This is a genomic window from Bradyrhizobium uaiense, assembly GCF_010811875.1.
Taxonomy (GTDB): Bacteria; Pseudomonadota; Alphaproteobacteria; order Rhizobiales; family Xanthobacteraceae; genus Bradyrhizobium; species Bradyrhizobium uaiense.
In genome coordinates this window covers 1-15,371 of sequence record NZ_VKHP01000226.1, presented here as the reverse complement: position 1 = coordinate 15,371, position 15,371 = coordinate 1, and the positions used below count along the sequence as shown (strand labels likewise).

Genomic DNA, 15,371 nt, shown 5'->3' with positions numbered 1-15,371 from the left:
GAGATCGCCGGCGTGCTCAATCTGCGCGGCCGCATCGTCACCGTGGTCGACATGCGCGCCCGGCTCGGGCTGCCGAAGGCCGACGACGGCAAGCTGCCGATGGCGGTCGGCGTCGACCAGCGCGGCGAATCCTATGGCCTCCTGATCGACCAGATCGGCGAGGTGCTACGGCTGCCCGACGACGGCCGCGAGGACAATCCGGTCAACCTCGATCCCCGCATGGCCAAGCTCGCCGGCGGTGTCCACCGCCTCGACGGCCAGCTGATGGTCGTCCTCGATATCGATCGCGTGCTCGAACTGGTGCCCGACGCCAAAGCGGCGTGAGCCGAGAGAATTGAAGAACTGAAACATCCCACCGGGGATGAGGAAGTAGAGGTCGCAGATGAGAACCTGTCTTGTTGTCGATGACTCCAGCGTCATTCGCAAGGTCGCCCGCCGCATCCTGGAAGGGCTCGATTTCCAGATCGTCGAAGCCGAGGACGGCGCCAAGGCACTCGAAGCCTGCAAGCGTGCGATGCCGGAAGCCGTGCTGCTCGACTGGAACATGCCCGTGATGGACGGCTATGAGTTTCTGGGCAATCTCCGCCGCATGCCCGGCGGCGATCAGCCCAAGGTCGTGTTCTGCACCACCGAGAATGACGTCGCGCATATCGCACGCGCGCTGCACGCCGGTGCCAATGAGTACATCATGAAGCCGTTCGACCGGGACATCGTCACCGCGAAGTTCCAGGAAGTCGGACTCATCTAGAGCATGATCCGGAAAAGTGGAAACCGGTTTTCCCTGCGACAAACGCGAAGCGTTTGCGCTGAGATCATGCTGACTTAAGTTTCTACGTTCGATCCGGCGGCAGAAGCCTTCGGCTCAACGGTTGTTGTGCGTCGTGTTGCGTCGCTGGTGAAGTCATGAGTGTTGCGTTGACAAGTACTGCGGTTCCGACATCGATCCGTTCCGACAAGGTGCGGGTGATGGTCGTCGACGATTCCGTGGTGATCCGCGGGATGATCTCGCGCTGGATCGGCGCCGAGCCAGACATGGAGGTGGTGGCCTCGCTGCGCACCGGCCTCGATGCCGTCAACCAGCTCGAGCGCATCAACCCGGACGTCGCGGTGCTCGATATCGAGATGCCCGACCTCGACGGCATCTCGGCGCTGCCGCAGCTCTTGGCCAAGAAGCGTGATCTCGTCGTGATCATGGCCTCGACGCTGACCCGCCGCAACGCGGAGATCAGCCTGAAGGCGCTGTCGCTCGGCGCGTCCGATTACATTCCGAAGCCGGAGAGCACGCGCGAGGCCACCGCCGCGGAGACTTTCCGCCATGACCTGATCCAGAAGATCCGTCATCTCGGCGCCAAGGTGCGGCGCAGCCCCGTGCACCCAACGGCGAGTCCGCCGCTTGCGCCCGGTCACGACAGGCCGCGCACGTTGGCTCCCGCCGCTGCGCACACCGCGCCAGCGCCGATCGCGCGCCGTTCGTTCGGCCTGCTGGCGCCGAAAGTGCTGCTGATCGGCTCCTCCACCGGCGGTCCGCAGGCGCTGATGTCGCTGGTCGCAGAGATCGGTCCCGTGATCGATCGCGTCCCGGTGCTGATCACCCAGCACATGCCGCCGACCTTCACCACCATTCTCGCCGAGCATCTGGCGCGCACCAGCAAGCGGCCGGCGCATGAGGGGATCGACGGCGAGACCATCAAGCCGGGTCATATCTATCTGGCGCCGGGCGGACGCCACATGCGCATCGCCCGCCACGGCATCGATGCCACCATCACGCTCGACGACGGGCCGCCGGTCAATTTCTGCAAGCCCGCGGTGGACCCGATGTTCACCTCCGCGATCGATGTCTGGCAGGGCAGCATCATGTCGGTGATCCTGACCGGCATGGGCTCCGACGGCATGCGCGGCGGCAAGGACATCGTCGCCGCCGGCGGTAGCGTGATCGCCCAGGACGAAGCGACCAGCGTGGTGTGGGGCATGCCCGGTGCTGCGGTCAATGCCGGCATCTGTGCCGCCGTGCTGCCGCTCAATCAGATCGCACCGAAGCTTGTTCGCGTGTTTGCGGGAGACCGTTCGTGACGCCGCTGGACTACGAGTATCTGCGTAAGCTGCTGAAAGAGCGTTCCGGCCTCGATCTCTCCGCCGACAAGCAGTATCTGGTCGAGAGCCGGCTGCTGCCGTTGGCGCGCAGGTCGAATCTCAATGGCATTCCCGAGCTGGTGCAGCGGATGAAGGGCGGCGCCGAGCTGCTGACGTCGGAGGTGGTCGAAGCGATGACCACCAACGAGACCTTCTTCTTCCGCGACAAGATTCCGTTCGACCATCTGAAGGACGCGGTGCTGCCGGCGCTGGCGCGGGCACGGGCCGCGCGCCGCAGCCTGCGGATCTGGTGCGCGGCGTCGTCGACCGGGCAGGAGCCCTATTCGATCGCGATGCTGCTGAAGGAAATGTCCGCGCTGTTTGGCGGCTGGCGCATCGAGATCATCGCCACCGACCTGTCGCAGGCGGTGTTGGAGAAATCCAAGGCCGGCCTGTTCAGCCAGTTCGAGGTGCAGCGCGGTTTGCCGATCCAGCTGCTGGTGAAGTACTTCGTGCAGAAGGGCGAGCTCTGGCAGCTCAACGCCGATATCCGCAGCATGGTGCAGCACCGCCAGCTCAATTTGCTGCAGGACATTTCGCATCTCGGCACCTTCGACGTGATCTTCTGCCGCAACGTGCTGATCTATTTCGATCAGCAGACCAAAGCCTCGATCTTCGGCAAGGTCGCGCGGATGCTCGAGCCCGACGGCGTGCTGGCGCTTGGCGCGGCGGAATCCGTGGTCGGCATTACCAACCTGTTCAGGCCTTATCCCGACCGCCGCGGCCTCTATCAGCCGAGCACCGCCCCGGTCGCGCGCGCCGGCGCTGCGGTTCACGTGCTGAAGGCGGTCGCGTCCGCTGCGCGCTGATCTGACTTTTCGAGGATCGTTCGGCTCTCTCTCTCTCTCTCTCTCTCTCCGTCACCCTGAGGAGCCGCGCAGCGGCGTCTCGAAGGGTCGACGGCCACCAGCGGGGCCGTTCATCCTTCGAGACGCGCTACGCGCTCCTCCAGCGACAAAGGCGAAGCCTTTGCGCGGGGATGACGGACAAGACATAGTGCTTGTCACTACAAAATCGCGTGCGGCAGGAAGCGCGATGTGTTGCCGGTGATCGGATTCTCGTCTTCTCGAATCGACAGCCCGCAGGGCGTGTGGTCGACCAGCCAGCTTCCGAGCACGGGATACTGCCCGGAAAAATTCGGCAGCGGGGCCAGTGCCTGCCGGATGAAACCTTCGGCGCCGTAAGGACCTTGCTCCGCCACCAGCGTGATGCCGGCGCTCACCAGCTCGACATTGGCGCCCTCGCGCGAATAGATCGGCTTGCGCACGAACGAGCTGCCGAGCTGCGCGGCCTGCGGGTCGTCCTCGAAATAGGCCGGCAGCAGATTGGGATGGCCCGGAAACATCTCCCATAACAACGGCAGGATGCCCTTGTTGGACAGGATCGCCTTCCACGGCGGCTCGATCCATTGCGTCGGCGCGGAGCTGAGGTTCTTGCCGAATGCGTCATGGAACATCCATTCCCATGGATAGAGCTTGAAGGCGAGTGCGATCGGGCGTTCGTCGAGATCGACGAACTGGCCGTCGTTGCGCAGCCCGATCTCTTCGATGTCGAGCAGCGTGGTCTTCAGCCCGGCTTGCGCCGCGGTGTCCTCGAGATAGGCGAGCGTGCCGGCGTCCTCTGCATTTCCGGTCAGTCCGGTGAGATGCAGCGGATGGTTGGCGCCGATTGTTGTCCAGGCCTCGATCAGCCGGTCGTGGATCGAGTTGAACTGGTCGGCGCGTTTCGGGATGATGTTGCGTTCGATCGCCTGCTCGAGCCAGGTCCATTGAAACACCGCCGCCTCGAAGATCGAGGTCGGCGTGTCTGCATTGTATTCGAGCAGCTTGGCCGGGCCGCTGCCGCTGAATTTGAGGTCTAGCCGGCCGTAGAGGCTCGGGTCCTTGCGGCGCCAGCTCGCCGCGATCAGATCCCAGAACGCCTGGGGTATTTTCAGCCGGCGCAGATATTGCTCATCCTTGACCGCGCGCCCGGCGAGCTCGAGGCACATCCCGTCGATCTCGCCGGTCGGCGCCTCGATATCGCGCTCGATCTCGTCGAGCGTGAAGGCGTAATAGGCGCGCTCGTCCCAGTAGCGTTCGCCGTCGATGGTATGGAAGGCGAAGCCGGCGTTCTCGGCGGTCGTTTGCCAATCGTCGCGCTCGGAACATGCGATGCGTTGCATGAAGGGGACCGTGATCGCTCGTCAGTTTTGTTTCAGCCGCCGCCATGCGAAGGATAGTCGTAATGGGCGATGGTGCGCGGCGCGCTGCCGAAGCCACCTGCGGGCGACACTTGCATGGGCTTCCGCTTGGTTTTGTGTCCGGCGTGGTGATGGTGGCTGCGCGCTTGGCTTGGCGTCAGGCTCATCGACGCTGCGCCGATCGCGACGCTCCCCATCAATTTCAGCCATACACGGCGTGAGCGCTTCATCGACGCGATCCTTGACGCGATCCTTGCCATCTGCCGCGCTGCAGTTTCCATCAGCTGCGTTCGTCGGGCAAGCGAAAGCGCGATGACGCACCGACGATGCGGTAGGGTGCCTGTCAGCCACCGCTGAAGCCGAACGCATGCGCGAACGAGCCGAAGCCGCCGCGGCTCACCGACGAACTCGACGACGAACTCGACGAGGAGGACGAGCCGCTCGACGAGGAGCCGCTGCTGTAGAAGCTGCTGTGCGACGAGCCGCCGCTGCCGCTCGATCCGGATGACGAACCGCGCGGCCCGCAATCCGCGCCCGGTTGCGGCGGGACCGGTGCGGTGACGCCCGGAGGCGGCGGTTGGATGGGCTGGCAATTCTGCCGCGGCATCAGCGCGTAGGCGCCGCCGCCGACCGCGAGCGTCCCCATGACAAGCAGCGCGACATGGTTGGCGCGCTTGGACGGCGGATCCGGCCGCGGCGGCACCGCCGGCACGACCGGCCGCCGCTTGCCGAATTCCGGGTTTTGTTTGCGCGCCATGGCTTCGCTCAATGGCTCAGTAGATCATGCAGGCCGCGTTCAGCGCGCCTGCCGCCAGCGAGGACAGCCCGAGCCAGATCGCCGCCGCCATTTCGCCGGAGGCGATCCGCACCGACAGGTTCGGCACCGGGATCTTCACGATGTAATAGACGATGATCTGCACGATCAGCGCGATGATGCTCCAGATCAGGCAGTCGATGACATTGGCGGAGTGGGCGATGGCGCTGACCACCGGCAGCACGAAGCCGAGCAGGCTGAGGCCGAGCGCAATCGCTGCCGCCGGATCATTGTCGCGGATCAGCTGGAATTCGTCGTGCGGCGTGACGCGCGTATAGACGAACAAATAGGCGACCACGGCAATCAGCGCCGTGCAGAAATACACCAGGAACGCCGGCAGGCCGGCGAGGGATTGCAGGATCATGTCGGGGCGGTCCGGAGGTTTGTCGGGATTCGCGCGACGCAGGATGGCACGTTCCGTTGGTCGGCGTATGCCGGGTGGGGGTTCAATCCCAAGCAAAAACCCCGCCATTTGCGGCGGGGTTGAAGTCGTCAGCCAGATCGGGAGGAGTGAGCCTTGGCTCTCTCCGTCCCGAAGGTCAGGCGGGAATGCGTTCGTCGGCCTCGTGCGGCTCGCGCAGCACGTAGCCGCGGCCCCACACGGTCTCGATGAAGTTGCGGCCCTCGGAGGCGTTGGCGAGCTTCTTGCGGAGCTTGCAGATGAAGACGTCGATGATCTTCAGCTCCGGCTCGTCCATGCCGCCGTAGAGATGATTGAGGAACATTTCCTTGGTGAGCGTGGTGCCCTTGCGGAGCGAGAGCAGCTCCAGCATCTGGTATTCCTTGCCGGTGAGGTGCACGCGCTGGCCGCCGACCTCGACCGTCTTGGTATCGAGATTGACCACGAGATCGCCGGTCTGGATGACCGACTGGGCGTGACCCTTGGAGCGGCGCACGATCGCGTGGATGCGGGCAACCAGCTCGTCCTTGTGGAAGGGCTTGGTCATGTAGTCGTCGGCGCCGACGCCGAGACCCTTGACCTTGTCCTCGATGCCGGCGAGGCCGGAGAGGATCAGAATGGGAGTCTTGATCTTCGAAACCCGGAGCTGCTTCAGCACGTCGTAGCCGGACATGTCGGGCAGGTTGAGGTCGAGCAGGATGATGTCGTAGTCGTAAAGCTTGCCGAGATCGACGCCTTCTTCCCCGAGGTCCGTCGTATAGACGTTGAAACTCTCGGATTTGAGCATCAATTCGATCGACTGCGCGACGGCGCTATCATCTTCAATCAGCAAAACGCGCATGCCAGTCCCCTATAGTCGCCGCTCCGGGCGTCAGGTCGGCCGCACTTGCGGCACTCACAAAACGCCTTTGAACAACTGATTCGGATCCTGACGAGATATGGTTAACAAAAACTGATTCCTCGACGCAAGCTCTAACCGTGCAATTTTTGTCGAATCGCCCTAAGATATTGCGTAGAAGAAGCTTTTCCTACCCGTGCTCGTTCAGATTCCACATTAAGAGGCGGGCCTAACCGACTCTCGCGACTCACCCTTCTTCTGATGGGCGAGCGACCTCAGTCACCAAAGACAGTGACGCAATGATTAATGATGCGGGTAAACACGAAGTTAAGCGGCCGGAGCAAAATTGCGGAAACTTAAGGTTTTCGCAATGAAGGCGCTCGCGGAGCAGATCGGCGACATCGACGGCGTCAATATTTATGGCCGTGTGGTCGGCGTCCGTGGGCTGATGGTGGAGATCGCGGGCCCCATTCACGCGATGTCGGTCGGCGCCCGCATCGTGATCGACGTCGGCGCAGGCCGCTTCATCCCCGCCGAGGTGATCGGCTTCTCCGGCGAGAACGCGGTGGTGATGCCGTTCGGCGGGCTCGAGGGTGTCAGGCGCGGTTGCCGCGCCGTGATTGCCAATGCAGCGAGCCAGGTGCGGCCGTCGCCGGCCTGGCTCGGCCGCGTCGTCAACGCGATGGGCGAACCGATCGACGGCAAGGGCCCGCTGCCGCAAGGCGCATCGCCGATGTCCTACCGCAACTCGCCGCCGCCGGCGCATTCGCGCAAGCGGGTCGGTCCGCCGCTCGATCTCGGCGTGCGCGGTCTTAATACTTTCCTGACCTGCTGCCGCGGCCAGCGGCTCGGCATCTTCGCCGGCTCCGGTGTCGGCAAGTCGGTGTTGCTGTCGATGCTGGCGCGCAATGTCGATGCCGCGATCTCGGTGATCGGGCTGATCGGCGAACGCGGCCGCGAGGTACAGGAATTCCTCCAGGAGGATCTCGGCGAGGAGGGCTTGGCGCGCTCGGTCGTGGTGGTCGCGACCTCAGACGAGCCGGCGCTGATGCGGCGGCAGGCGGCGTATCTGACGCTCGCCATCGCCGAGTATTTCCGCGACGAGGACCAGGACGTGCTGTGCCTGATGGACTCGGTGACGCGCTTTGCGATGGCGCAGCGTGAGATCGGCCTGTCGGCGGGCGAGCCGCCGACCGCCAAGGGATACACGCCGACGGTGTTCACCGAACTGCCGAAGCTCTTGGAGCGGGCAGGGCCGGGCACCGGCAATGGCACCATCACCGCGATCTTCACGGTGCTGGTCGACGGCGACGATCACAATGAGCCGATCGCGGACGCGGTGCGCGGCATCCTCGACGGCCATATCGTGATGCAGCGGGCGATCGCCGAGCGCGGCCGCTATCCCGCGGTCAATATCCTCAAGTCGGTCTCGCGCACCATGCCGAAGTCGGCCGACCCCAACTTCCTGGCCTTCATCAACAAGGCGCGGCAGGTGATGGCGACCTATGCCGACATGGAGGAATTGATCCGGCTCGGCGCCTACCGGCCGGGTTCCAGCCCCGAGGTCGACGAGGCGATCCGGCTGCATGAACCGCTGGAAAGCTTCCTGCGCCAGGCCAAGGACGAGGCGACCAGCCTTGGCGACGGCTACCGGCAACTGTCTCAAATCCTGTCGGGTTTGGAAACGGAACGCTAACTTTGTCAGGCCATCATCCCCGGCACACCATAGCTATGCCGGCGGGGCCCAGCGGGGAGCCGGCTCTGTCCCGCGTTCAGATTTGGGACTTCTGGGGAGTATGAGTCGATGAAGTCACGTGAAACGCTGATCCGCCTGAAGAAGTTTCAGGTCGATGAAAAGCGCCGTCGGGTTACCCAGATCGAAGGCATGATCGCCGACTTCCAGCGCATGTCCATCGAACTCGAGCGCGAGATCCAGACCGAGCAGGAGCGCGCCGGGATCAACGATCCCTCGCACTTCGCCTATCCCACCTATGCCAAGGCCGCGATCCAGCGCCGGGAGAACCTGACCCGCTCGGCCGACGAACTGCGCGCCCAGCTCGACGACGCCAAGGCGCTGCTGTCGGAGGCGTTCGAGGAGCTGAAGAAGGTCGAGCTGCTTGACGAGCGCGACCAGGCGCGCGAGCGCGCGGAGGAGAGCGCCCGAGAGCAAGCCGACATGGATTCGATCGGCCTGATGCGGGCCCGTCTCGGCGTCGTCGCCTGAACCCTCGCTCCCTCCGCTGACCAGATTGAGAGCCCGGGCCGATCGCCCGGGCTTTTTGTTGGGCGCTGTCCACAAGCCGGCCATCTGTCGGCCTCTTGGCGGATCGCGGTGTCCCAAAATATGCTACCACCGGTCCAGACCAGATGATCGGCGGCGCGGTGGCAATGAAGCGATGGGGGATGCAGGCTTGGAGGGCGCAAAATGCTGACGCCGGCTGAGCTGGTCTGGCTGATCGCCGCCGTTGCCAAGGGGGATGAGGCCGCCTTTGAGCGGCTGTACGCCGCGACCCGCGCGAAACTCTTCGGTGTCGTGCTTCGTATCTTGCGGCGACAGGACCTCGCTGAGGAGGTGATTCAGGAGGCTTACGTCAAGATCTGGAACAGCGCCGGGCAGTTCAACCCAGCCCTGTCTTCCCCGATCACGTGGATGGCGTCGATCGCGCGCAACCGCGCCATCGATGTCGTGCGCAAGCGAGGCGAGGCCTCGCTGGAAGAAGAGCCGGCTGCAATGGAAGTCGCCGCCGACCAGCCTGATCCGCTGGCGCGACGGGAAATGACGGAAGAGTTGAAGCGATTGCTGGAGTGCGTCGGTCGTTTGGAGCCGGATCGTCAGAAGCTCGTGCTGCTCGCCTATTACAACGGCTGGAGCCGCGAGCAGCTTGCCGCAAAGTTCGAGACGCCGGTGAATACGGTGAAGACCTGGCTGCGCCGCAGCCTGTTGGATATCCGGGAGTGTCTTGGACTCTGATTGATGGCCTATAGCGAAGACCATATCGCGCTCGCCGCGGAATATGCGCTCGGTACCCTCGATGCCGATGAGCGCACGCAGGTCGAGACCATGATGGCCGTCGACAGCGAGTTCGCTGCGCTCGTGCAGGCCTGGGAGTTCAGGCTCGGGCCGCTGAACCAGATGGTCGGCCTGGTCGAGCCGCGTCCGGTGGTCTGGGAGAACATCAGGGCGACGATCGGCCATGCCGGCGCACCGCAGGCGCCGCTGGTGCTGCCCGAGACGCCGGCCGCGACCGTGAAACCGCCGCCGACGACCGACGATCCCGAGTTCGGCTCGGCGTTCGATCCGGAGCCTTCTCCGCCATCGGAGATCCGGCAGTCACCCGAAACCTCACGGCCGGCCGACATCCGGCGGCCACCTATCCAGGCACGTTTCGGCGTTGACGACAGCAGCAACATGATCGCGCTTGCGGGTCGTGTGAAGCGCTGGCGCGGCATCGCGTCGGCTGCGACCGCGATCGCGGCCGCACTGCTCGTGACACTTGGTCTGCAGGTCTACAAGCCCGACGCTCTGCCGGATGCGATCCGGCCGAAGCCGCGCATCCAGACCGTGGAGGTGAAGACGCCGGCGCCGGCATTCACGCCGTCGGCGCAATATGTCGCGCTGCTGCAAGGGCAGAATGGCGGACCGGCCTTCATCATGACCATCGACGGTGCGACCAAGAATTTCACCGTCCGCAAGGTCGGCGCTGCGTCCGAGCCCGGCAAGAGTTTTGAGCTCTGGCTGATTTCCGACAAGCTGCCGCAGCCGCGCTCGCTCGGCGTGATCGGCGCAGACGATTTCACCGCGCGTCCGGTGCTGTCGGGCTATGATCCCGATGTGATCAATGGCGCCACTTACGCGGTAACCGTCGAGCAGGCCGGCGGTTCGCCGAACGGTCAGCCGACCTCGGCGCCGATCTTCACCGGCAAGCTGATCGAGACCGTGCCGCCTGCGTCGAAGTAGGCGCGAGGCGCGAGCTCAACATCCCATTGCAGTTCGTCATTGCGAGGAGCGATAGCGACGAAGCAATCCATCTTTCCGAACAAGCGGTGGAATGGATTGCTTCGCTGCGCTCGCAATGACGTGGATAGAACTGTGGTGCGCTGTTCAGCACGGCGTTGAATCAGCCACCCGCGCAAAAAGAAAACGCCCGTGGGGAGCGGGCGTTTTCGATAGTCAACTTGGGGTAGTTGGGGGTCTTAAATATCCACGTAGCGACTTTGGGGGGCTGTAAAGAACACCACGTGAATTCGTGAAACTCTCCTGTTAGCGGACCAGCGACGTGCCCGAGCTCGTGATCGCGACCGGCTTGCCGGCCTTCATCACACGCGCCGTCTGGGTGTAACCCTCGTCCGACGAATTGTGTGCCGCGATGCCGAAGCCCGCGACCAGGATACCGGCGAACAACGCCACAACCACAATCTTCAGGTGCGTCATACGATCGGCGCTGTAGATCGAGTGGTTCATGGAAGTCTCCTGCCGCCTTCCTGCTCTCAGTAATCTGTCGGGTCGTTCTGTCGTCCGGTTCAACGTCTCGTGCCCCGCTAACGTAGGATTTGCCGATTCCGTTCCCTAGGGGGCATCACAAGGCCGTGATGAGACGTGATCCGGCGCGATCAAAGATCGTCTCCGGCTCCCGAAATCCGCATTAACTGGACGTAATATCAGTAACTTGCTTGGGGGCCGGATCATGTTACCCTAGATAGGGCCGTTCCGGGCTGTTCCACATAAATCAGTTGCCTGTGGCGAGAAAGCACGGGCGAAAACACAAATGATTTGCGGCCGCTACCGCGTTTTCGAGCGAAGCGGACGCCGCTTCGCAGGAAGAAAGCGCGTCCAAATCACAAGCCCTACACGCTGGCGACCGTCTTCAGCCGGGCCCGCGGATGGATCTCGGCCTGCGACAAAACGGTGGTCTGCGAGCGGAACCGTTCCACCAGTGAGCGAACGAACGGCCGGATCGCGGCAGAGGTCACCAACACCGGGGCCTCGCCTTCGCGCGCCGCCTGCTCGAAGGCGTTGCGCACGGCGGTCATGAATTCCGACAGCTTGGAGGGCTGCATCGCCAGGCTGCGGTCGTCGCCCTGGCCTACGATCGACTCGGCAAAGGCCTGCTCCCAACGCGCCGACAGCGCGATCAGCGGCAGATAGCCGTTGGGCGAGGTGTTCTGGGCGCAGATCTGCCGCGCCAGCCGGGCGCGGACATGCTCGACCATGGTGGCCGGATTGCGCGAGAACGCCAGCGCGTCGGCGATGCCCTCGAGGATGGTGGAAAGGTCGCGGATCGAAATCCGCTCGGCGAGCAGCAATTGCAGCACGCGCTGGATGCCCGACATCGTGACCTGGCTCGGCACGATGTCCTTGATCAGCTCGCCTTGCTCCTTCGGCAGGTCCTTCAGCAGCTTCTGCACCTCGCCGTAGGACAGCAAGTCCGCCATGTTGGTCTTGAGCAGCTCGGTCAGGTGCGTCGACAGCACCGTGGCGGCGTCGACCACGGTGTAGCCCTTCAGCGCGGCCTCTTCCTTCAGGCCGGCGTCGACCCAGGTCGCAGGCAGGCCGAAGGTCGGCTCGATGGTGTGGATGCCGGGCAGTTGCACCTGGTTGCCGGCGGGGTCCATGACCATGAACTGGCTCGGCCAGATCTTGCCGGTGCCGGCGTCGACTTCCTTGATCTTGATGACGTAGCTGTTGGCCTCGAGCTGGACGTTGTCGAGGATGCGCACTGCCGGCATCACAAAGCCCATCTCGATCGCGAGCGAGCGGCGCAGCGCCTTGATCTGCTCGGTGAGGCGGTCGGTGCCGTCGGGCCCGTTGACCAGCGGCAGCAGCGCGTAGCCGAGCTCGATCTTGAGGTCGTCGATCTTCAGCGCAGCGGCGATCGGCTCCTCCGCGGCGGCAGCGGCGGCGGCCGCGGCCGCAGCGGGGGCTGCTGCGGCTGCTGTTTCGGCCGCCTTGGCCGCGCGCTTGTGCTTGCGCGCGTTCCAGGCCAGCGCCGCAGCGCCGGAGCCCAGTGCCAGGAACGGCAAGGTCGGAATGCCCGGCAGCAGTGCCAGCACCAGCATGACGCCGGCCGACATGCCGAGCGCCTGCGGATAGCCGGAGAGCTGGCGCATCAGCGCCTTGTCGGCGGCGCCGGTGATGCCGGCCTTGGAGACCAAGAGGCCGGCTGCGGTCGAGACGATCAGCGCGGGCACCTGGGTGACGAGGCCGTCACCGACCGTCAGCACGGTGTAGGTGCGGGCGGCTTCGCTGAAGGAGAGGCCCTGCTGGGCGACGCCGATGATGATGCCGCCGACGATGTTGATGCCGACGATCAGGAGGCCGGCGATGGCGTCGCCGCGGACGAATTTCGAGGCACCGTCCATGGCGCCGAAGAAGCCGCTTTCGTCCTCCAGCGCCTTGCGGCGCTCCTTGGCGGCTTTCTCGTCGATCAGGCCGGCGGACAGGTCGGCGTCGATCGCCATCTGCTTGCCGGGCATCGAGTCCAGTTGGAAGCGCGCCGCGACTTCGGCGATGCGGCCCGAACCCTTGGTGATGACCACGAAGTTCACGATCACCAGGATCGCGAACACGATGATGCCGATCACGAAGTTGCCGCCCATCACGAAGTTGCCGAAGGCCTCGATGACGTGGCCGGCAGCCGCCGTGCCCTCGTGACCATGGCTCAGGATCAGCCGGGTCGAGGCCATGTTCAGCGACAGCCGCAGCATGGTCGAGATCAAGAGGATGGTCGGGAACGACGAGAATTCCAGCGGCGCCTGGATGAACAGCGAGGTCATCAGGATCAGGATCGAGACCGTGATCGAGACCGCCAGGAAAAGGTCGAGCACGATCGAGGGCAGCGGCAGGATCAGCACCACCAGGATGGTGAGAACGCCGAGTGCCAGCGCGAGATCGCCGCGCTTCAGGATGTCGCCGATCTCGCCGAGGCTCGGCAATCCGCTCTTGCCTGCCGTGCCCTGACCCGCCGTGACGTCGACCATGGTAGCCGCTCTCCCTCGCGACTGGCGGCCGCGGCCGCCAAGCGTCTGCGCGACGGCCACTGGGCCGCCGTTCCGAAAGTGAGGCACCGCGCTGGCGTTCACGGGGATCTCCGCCCGTTAGACGCGTTCGACGACACTCGACTTCACTCGGCAATTCTTGCCGGGTGTATGGTTAGCAAAGGGTTAATAAGTGCCGTCCGAGGGCCGCGCGGGACGTCGCAGGCGTCAGGCCATGGGGATTCCGGGCCGGGAAGGGCGGGGCGGACCGTCCGGCTGTTGCGGGGGCGAGCCAGCGGCCTCTATCTCAGCACACCGAGCACGGCGCCCGATGCGGCGATGAGGCCGAGCGTGACGACGCTGGCGCGCCACAGCAGTTGCCGCCGGGCGGCGCGTCGGTCGTGGAACGCCAGCCAGTCGTGGACAAAGCCCGCAGGGATATCGAACACCACTGTCGACTTGTTGCGGCGGTGGGTCTCATGCTCGCAATACATCGTCCGAACGACCGGCACGCCGAGCCGCTCGAGCTCGCAATGCCATTCCCAGGCATTCTTGCCGTTGGTCCAGCGATTTTCGAAGGGGACCACGTGTGATTCCATGACGAGCCTCCTGGCCCACCCTTGAACCTCACGTGGCAATCCTAGCTCAATCCATGGACCGGCGCGAGATCGGCGTTGGCCGTCTCGGGCCGGTCATGGCCGCCGCTAGTTGGCGGACTGCATCCACTTGCGCCAATGCGTCGGCTGGATGTCGAGAGGCTTGCTGCTGGCATGGCCGACCCATTCGCCGCCGTCCCGGTGGCACGGGAACATCAGCGCATGAACCATGCCGTCATAGTCGAGGACGCAGACCTCGAGCTCCCGGTCCGACGGCGCTGACGCAACGGGTAACCACTCTGCTGACGACGAATGCATGACGATCCTCCGACAGTGTGCGCTTCGATCCGACTATCCTGCGAGCTGCGCGCCATCCGGCGGGATGATAGGTCCGGACGGCGAGCCGCCAGTGTGAACCGGCTCGCATTGTAGCAGTATTTCTCGTCAGCATGATCGCGGTTCGATGGCCGATATTCCCGGTCGATCGGTTGGGCTGCGATCCCTGCAGCGCACAATGCGGATTGAACTTTCGCAGCCTGGTTTCCGACGAAATGCCAGCAACGCCGCTCAGCCGCCAGAGGCATCGATGTCGAACCGGACAGGTCGAACCGCGACAGCAGGATTTGCCGCCGCAATTGCGCTGTTCCTGGTGCCGGCATCAGCCGCAACACTGCCGGACGACCGGACCTGGCTGGTCCGCATGATCTCCTGCAAGGGTAACGGCGTCCTGATGGAGGTCTACCTGCCGCAATCTGTCGTGTTCGCGCCGCATGGCGGCATGGCTGCGGGCAAGACAGCGGACGGCTTCTACACGCTCGATCTGACCGAGCTCAACAAGGGCAAGGATCTCGAGCCGGCGCATGTGACGATGAGCGCCGACAAGAAGTCCGTCACCGTCGACCAGTACACGCGCGGCTTGCCGCCGACCCGCATACCGGTCGGTGGCGGCACCGTGGATTTCGATCAGCGGTTCGGCGTCGGCGCGAAGTGCGGCGCGTTCCAGGCGCAGGATCCGAACTACGGCAATTGAGGCGCTTCAGGCGTCGGTGAGTTCGGCGCGTCCCCTTGCTGCTGCATGCCTAATCTCTCGGCAACGCGCTTGACCTTGAGGCAAATGCCGACGAAGTTCCGCGTGCCGTGGTAATTTCTTCTGAATATTCCCCCGAAGCCGCATTGTTCATTCCCGACTCGCGCCGGGCATGGCTGCGTCTTGTCGTGGCCGTGGTGATCGGTTCGCTCGGCAGCGTCGGCATGTGGTCCGTCGTGGTGGCGCTGCCGGGCGAGACGGTCACCAAGGCCACGGCCCGCCGCAGCCCTCGCCGGCGCCAGTCGGGCAAGACCAAAGCCGGGTCGGGGGAAAATACCGAAGAAATCGTGCACGGTAACGGGAGTACGTCGGGATGTGAGGCACAGCCAAGCCGGGGACCGGAGCAAGG

The 15,371-nt window shown here is 64.4% G+C and carries 18 protein-coding genes and 1 pseudogene; 10 read left to right on the top strand and 9 right to left on the bottom strand.

The window, feature by feature from the left end; all coding sequences use genetic code 11:
- The 4 genes from FNJ47_RS36735 to FNJ47_RS36720 all read left to right on the top strand — a co-directional run.
- Nucleotides 1-324 (top strand): chemotaxis protein CheW (locus FNJ47_RS36735; protein WP_175068470.1); only part of this gene is annotated, 324 nt, incomplete at its 5' end.
- A gap of 58 nt (nucleotides 325-382) precedes the next feature.
- Nucleotides 383-748 carry a response regulator gene (locus tag FNJ47_RS36730; RefSeq protein WP_018273268.1) on the top strand — a complete coding sequence of 122 codons (366 nt, stop codon included), beginning with the start codon at nucleotides 383-385 and terminating at the stop codon, nucleotides 746-748.
- Between the two features lie 155 nt (nucleotides 749-903).
- Entirely contained in the window at nucleotides 904-2,070 is a 1,167-nt protein-coding gene (locus tag FNJ47_RS36725) for a protein-glutamate methylesterase/protein-glutamine glutaminase (protein ID WP_163160768.1), read from the top strand.
- A complete protein-coding gene (locus FNJ47_RS36720; protein ID WP_163160767.1) occupies nucleotides 2,067-2,939 on the top strand; it encodes a CheR family methyltransferase in 873 nt (290 codons plus the stop codon). Before FNJ47_RS36725 ends, FNJ47_RS36720 begins: the two co-directional genes overlap by 4 nt.
- Nucleotides 2,940-3,136: 197 nt before the next feature.
- On the opposite strand, the gene FNJ47_RS36715 is transcribed toward FNJ47_RS36720, so the two are convergent.
- From FNJ47_RS36715 to ctrA, 5 genes are all read right to left on the bottom strand, one after another.
- On the bottom strand, nucleotides 3,137-4,294 hold the full coding sequence (locus tag FNJ47_RS36715) for a glutathionylspermidine synthase family protein (protein WP_163160766.1): 1,158 nt from the start codon (nucleotides 4,292-4,294) through the stop codon (nucleotides 3,137-3,139).
- A gap of 32 nt (nucleotides 4,295-4,326) precedes the next feature.
- The gene (locus FNJ47_RS36710) at nucleotides 4,327-4,572 is read right to left on the bottom strand and encodes a hypothetical protein (RefSeq protein WP_163160765.1); all 246 of its coding nucleotides are present in this window, start codon (nucleotides 4,570-4,572) and stop codon (nucleotides 4,327-4,329) included.
- Nucleotides 4,573-4,655: 83 nt separating this feature from the next.
- Nucleotides 4,656-5,069: a hypothetical protein gene (locus FNJ47_RS36705; RefSeq protein WP_163160764.1), complete on the bottom strand. Its 414-nt coding sequence runs from the start codon at nucleotides 5,067-5,069 to the stop codon at nucleotides 4,656-4,658.
- A 16-nt stretch (nucleotides 5,070-5,085) separates the two neighbouring features.
- Complete coding sequence (locus FNJ47_RS36700) at nucleotides 5,086-5,490, bottom strand: DUF350 domain-containing protein (protein WP_163160763.1); 405 nt, start codon at nucleotides 5,488-5,490, stop codon at nucleotides 5,086-5,088.
- A gap of 175 nt (nucleotides 5,491-5,665) precedes the next feature.
- Complete coding sequence (gene ctrA / locus FNJ47_RS36695; RefSeq protein WP_016848562.1) at nucleotides 5,666-6,367, bottom strand: response regulator transcription factor CtrA; 702 nt, start codon at nucleotides 6,365-6,367, stop codon at nucleotides 5,666-5,668.
- A gap of 367 nt (nucleotides 6,368-6,734) precedes the next feature.
- On the opposite strand from ctrA, the gene fliI reads away from it, so the two are divergent.
- The 4 genes from fliI to FNJ47_RS36675 all read left to right on the top strand — a co-directional run bounded on the left by fliI (nucleotide 6,735) and on the right by FNJ47_RS36675 (nucleotide 10,322).
- Nucleotides 6,735-8,060 (top strand): flagellar protein export ATPase FliI, encoded by a 1,326-nt coding sequence (gene fliI, locus FNJ47_RS36690; protein WP_163160762.1) that lies wholly within the window; start codon nucleotides 6,735-6,737, stop codon nucleotides 8,058-8,060.
- Between the two features lie 108 nt (nucleotides 8,061-8,168).
- Nucleotides 8,169-8,588 carry a flagellar export protein FliJ gene (fliJ, locus tag FNJ47_RS36685; RefSeq protein WP_163160761.1) on the top strand — a complete coding sequence of 140 codons (420 nt, stop codon included), beginning with the start codon at nucleotides 8,169-8,171 and terminating at the stop codon, nucleotides 8,586-8,588.
- A 201-nt stretch (nucleotides 8,589-8,789) separates the two neighbouring features.
- Nucleotides 8,790-9,335 carry a sigma-70 family RNA polymerase sigma factor gene (locus tag FNJ47_RS36680; RefSeq protein WP_163160760.1) on the top strand — a complete coding sequence of 182 codons (546 nt, stop codon included), beginning with the start codon at nucleotides 8,790-8,792 and terminating at the stop codon, nucleotides 9,333-9,335.
- A gap of 3 nt (nucleotides 9,336-9,338) precedes the next feature.
- Complete coding sequence (locus tag FNJ47_RS36675; protein ID WP_163160759.1) at nucleotides 9,339-10,322, top strand: anti-sigma factor; 984 nt, start codon at nucleotides 9,339-9,341, stop codon at nucleotides 10,320-10,322.
- Nucleotides 10,323-10,625: 303 nt separating this feature from the next.
- Here the strand turns inward: FNJ47_RS36675 and FNJ47_RS36670 are convergent, their stop codons facing one another.
- The 4 genes from FNJ47_RS36670 to FNJ47_RS36655 all read right to left on the bottom strand — a co-directional run bounded on the left by FNJ47_RS36670 (nucleotide 10,626) and on the right by FNJ47_RS36655 (nucleotide 14,253).
- Nucleotides 10,626-10,826, bottom strand: coding sequence for a hypothetical protein (locus FNJ47_RS36670; RefSeq protein WP_163160758.1), 201 nt, complete (start codon nucleotides 10,824-10,826; stop codon nucleotides 10,626-10,628).
- A 383-nt stretch (nucleotides 10,827-11,209) separates the two neighbouring features.
- On the bottom strand, nucleotides 11,210-13,342 hold the full coding sequence (flhA, locus tag FNJ47_RS36665; RefSeq protein WP_163160757.1) for a flagellar biosynthesis protein FlhA: 2,133 nt from the start codon (nucleotides 13,340-13,342) through the stop codon (nucleotides 11,210-11,212).
- A gap of 299 nt (nucleotides 13,343-13,641) precedes the next feature.
- Entirely contained in the window at nucleotides 13,642-13,938 is a 297-nt protein-coding gene (locus FNJ47_RS36660) for a hypothetical protein (RefSeq protein ID WP_163160756.1), read from the bottom strand.
- Between the two features lie 105 nt (nucleotides 13,939-14,043).
- Entirely contained in the window at nucleotides 14,044-14,253 is a 210-nt protein-coding gene (locus FNJ47_RS36655) for a hypothetical protein (protein ID WP_163160755.1), read from the bottom strand.
- A 268-nt stretch (nucleotides 14,254-14,521) separates the two neighbouring features.
- On the opposite strand from FNJ47_RS36655, the gene FNJ47_RS36650 reads away from it, so the two are divergent.
- Together FNJ47_RS36650 and FNJ47_RS50640 are read left to right on the top strand one after the other, a co-directional pair.
- Nucleotides 14,522-14,965, top strand: a complete 444-nt coding sequence (locus FNJ47_RS36650; RefSeq protein WP_163160754.1) for a hypothetical protein — start codon at nucleotides 14,522-14,524, stop codon at nucleotides 14,963-14,965.
- A gap of 143 nt (nucleotides 14,966-15,108) precedes the next feature.
- Nucleotides 15,109-15,371, top strand: a pseudogene (locus FNJ47_RS50640) (hypothetical protein); the annotation flags it as partial.

Bases quoted from the DNA above. Each gene is read 5' to 3' on its own strand.
- fliI (WP_163160762.1), top strand. From the start codon at position 6,735: ATGAAGGCGCTCGCGGAGCAGATCGGCGACATCGACGGCGTCAATATT.
- FNJ47_RS36705 (WP_163160764.1), bottom strand. From the start codon at position 5,069: ATGGCGCGCAAACAAAACCCGGAATTCGGCAAGCGGCGGCCGGTCGTG.
- flhA (WP_163160757.1), bottom strand. From the start codon at position 13,342: ATGGTCGACGTCACGGCGGGTCAGGGCACGGCAGGCAAGAGCGGATTG.
- FNJ47_RS36675 (WP_163160759.1), top strand. From the start codon at position 9,339: ATGGCCTATAGCGAAGACCATATCGCGCTCGCCGCGGAATATGCGCTC.
- FNJ47_RS36725 (WP_163160768.1), top strand. From the start codon at position 904: ATGAGTGTTGCGTTGACAAGTACTGCGGTTCCGACATCGATCCGTTCC.
- FNJ47_RS36710 (WP_163160765.1), bottom strand. From the start codon at position 4,572: ATGGCAAGGATCGCGTCAAGGATCGCGTCGATGAAGCGCTCACGCCGT.
- FNJ47_RS36670 (WP_163160758.1), bottom strand. From the start codon at position 10,826: ATGAACCACTCGATCTACAGCGCCGATCGTATGACGCACCTGAAGATT.
- FNJ47_RS36730 (WP_018273268.1), top strand. From the start codon at position 383: ATGAGAACCTGTCTTGTTGTCGATGACTCCAGCGTCATTCGCAAGGTC.
- FNJ47_RS36680 (WP_163160760.1), top strand. From the start codon at position 8,790: ATGCTGACGCCGGCTGAGCTGGTCTGGCTGATCGCCGCCGTTGCCAAG.
- ctrA (WP_016848562.1), bottom strand. From the start codon at position 6,367: ATGCGCGTTTTGCTGATTGAAGATGATAGCGCCGTCGCGCAGTCGATC.
- FNJ47_RS36715 (WP_163160766.1), bottom strand. From the start codon at position 4,294: ATGCAACGCATCGCATGTTCCGAGCGCGACGATTGGCAAACGACCGCC.
- FNJ47_RS36655 (WP_163160755.1), bottom strand. From the start codon at position 14,253: ATGCATTCGTCGTCAGCAGAGTGGTTACCCGTTGCGTCAGCGCCGTCG.
- FNJ47_RS36650 (WP_163160754.1), top strand. From the start codon at position 14,522: ATGTCGAACCGGACAGGTCGAACCGCGACAGCAGGATTTGCCGCCGCA.
- FNJ47_RS36660 (WP_163160756.1), bottom strand. From the start codon at position 13,938: ATGGAATCACACGTGGTCCCCTTCGAAAATCGCTGGACCAACGGCAAG.
- fliJ (WP_163160761.1), top strand. From the start codon at position 8,169: ATGAAGTCACGTGAAACGCTGATCCGCCTGAAGAAGTTTCAGGTCGAT.
- FNJ47_RS36700 (WP_163160763.1), bottom strand. From the start codon at position 5,490: ATGATCCTGCAATCCCTCGCCGGCCTGCCGGCGTTCCTGGTGTATTTC.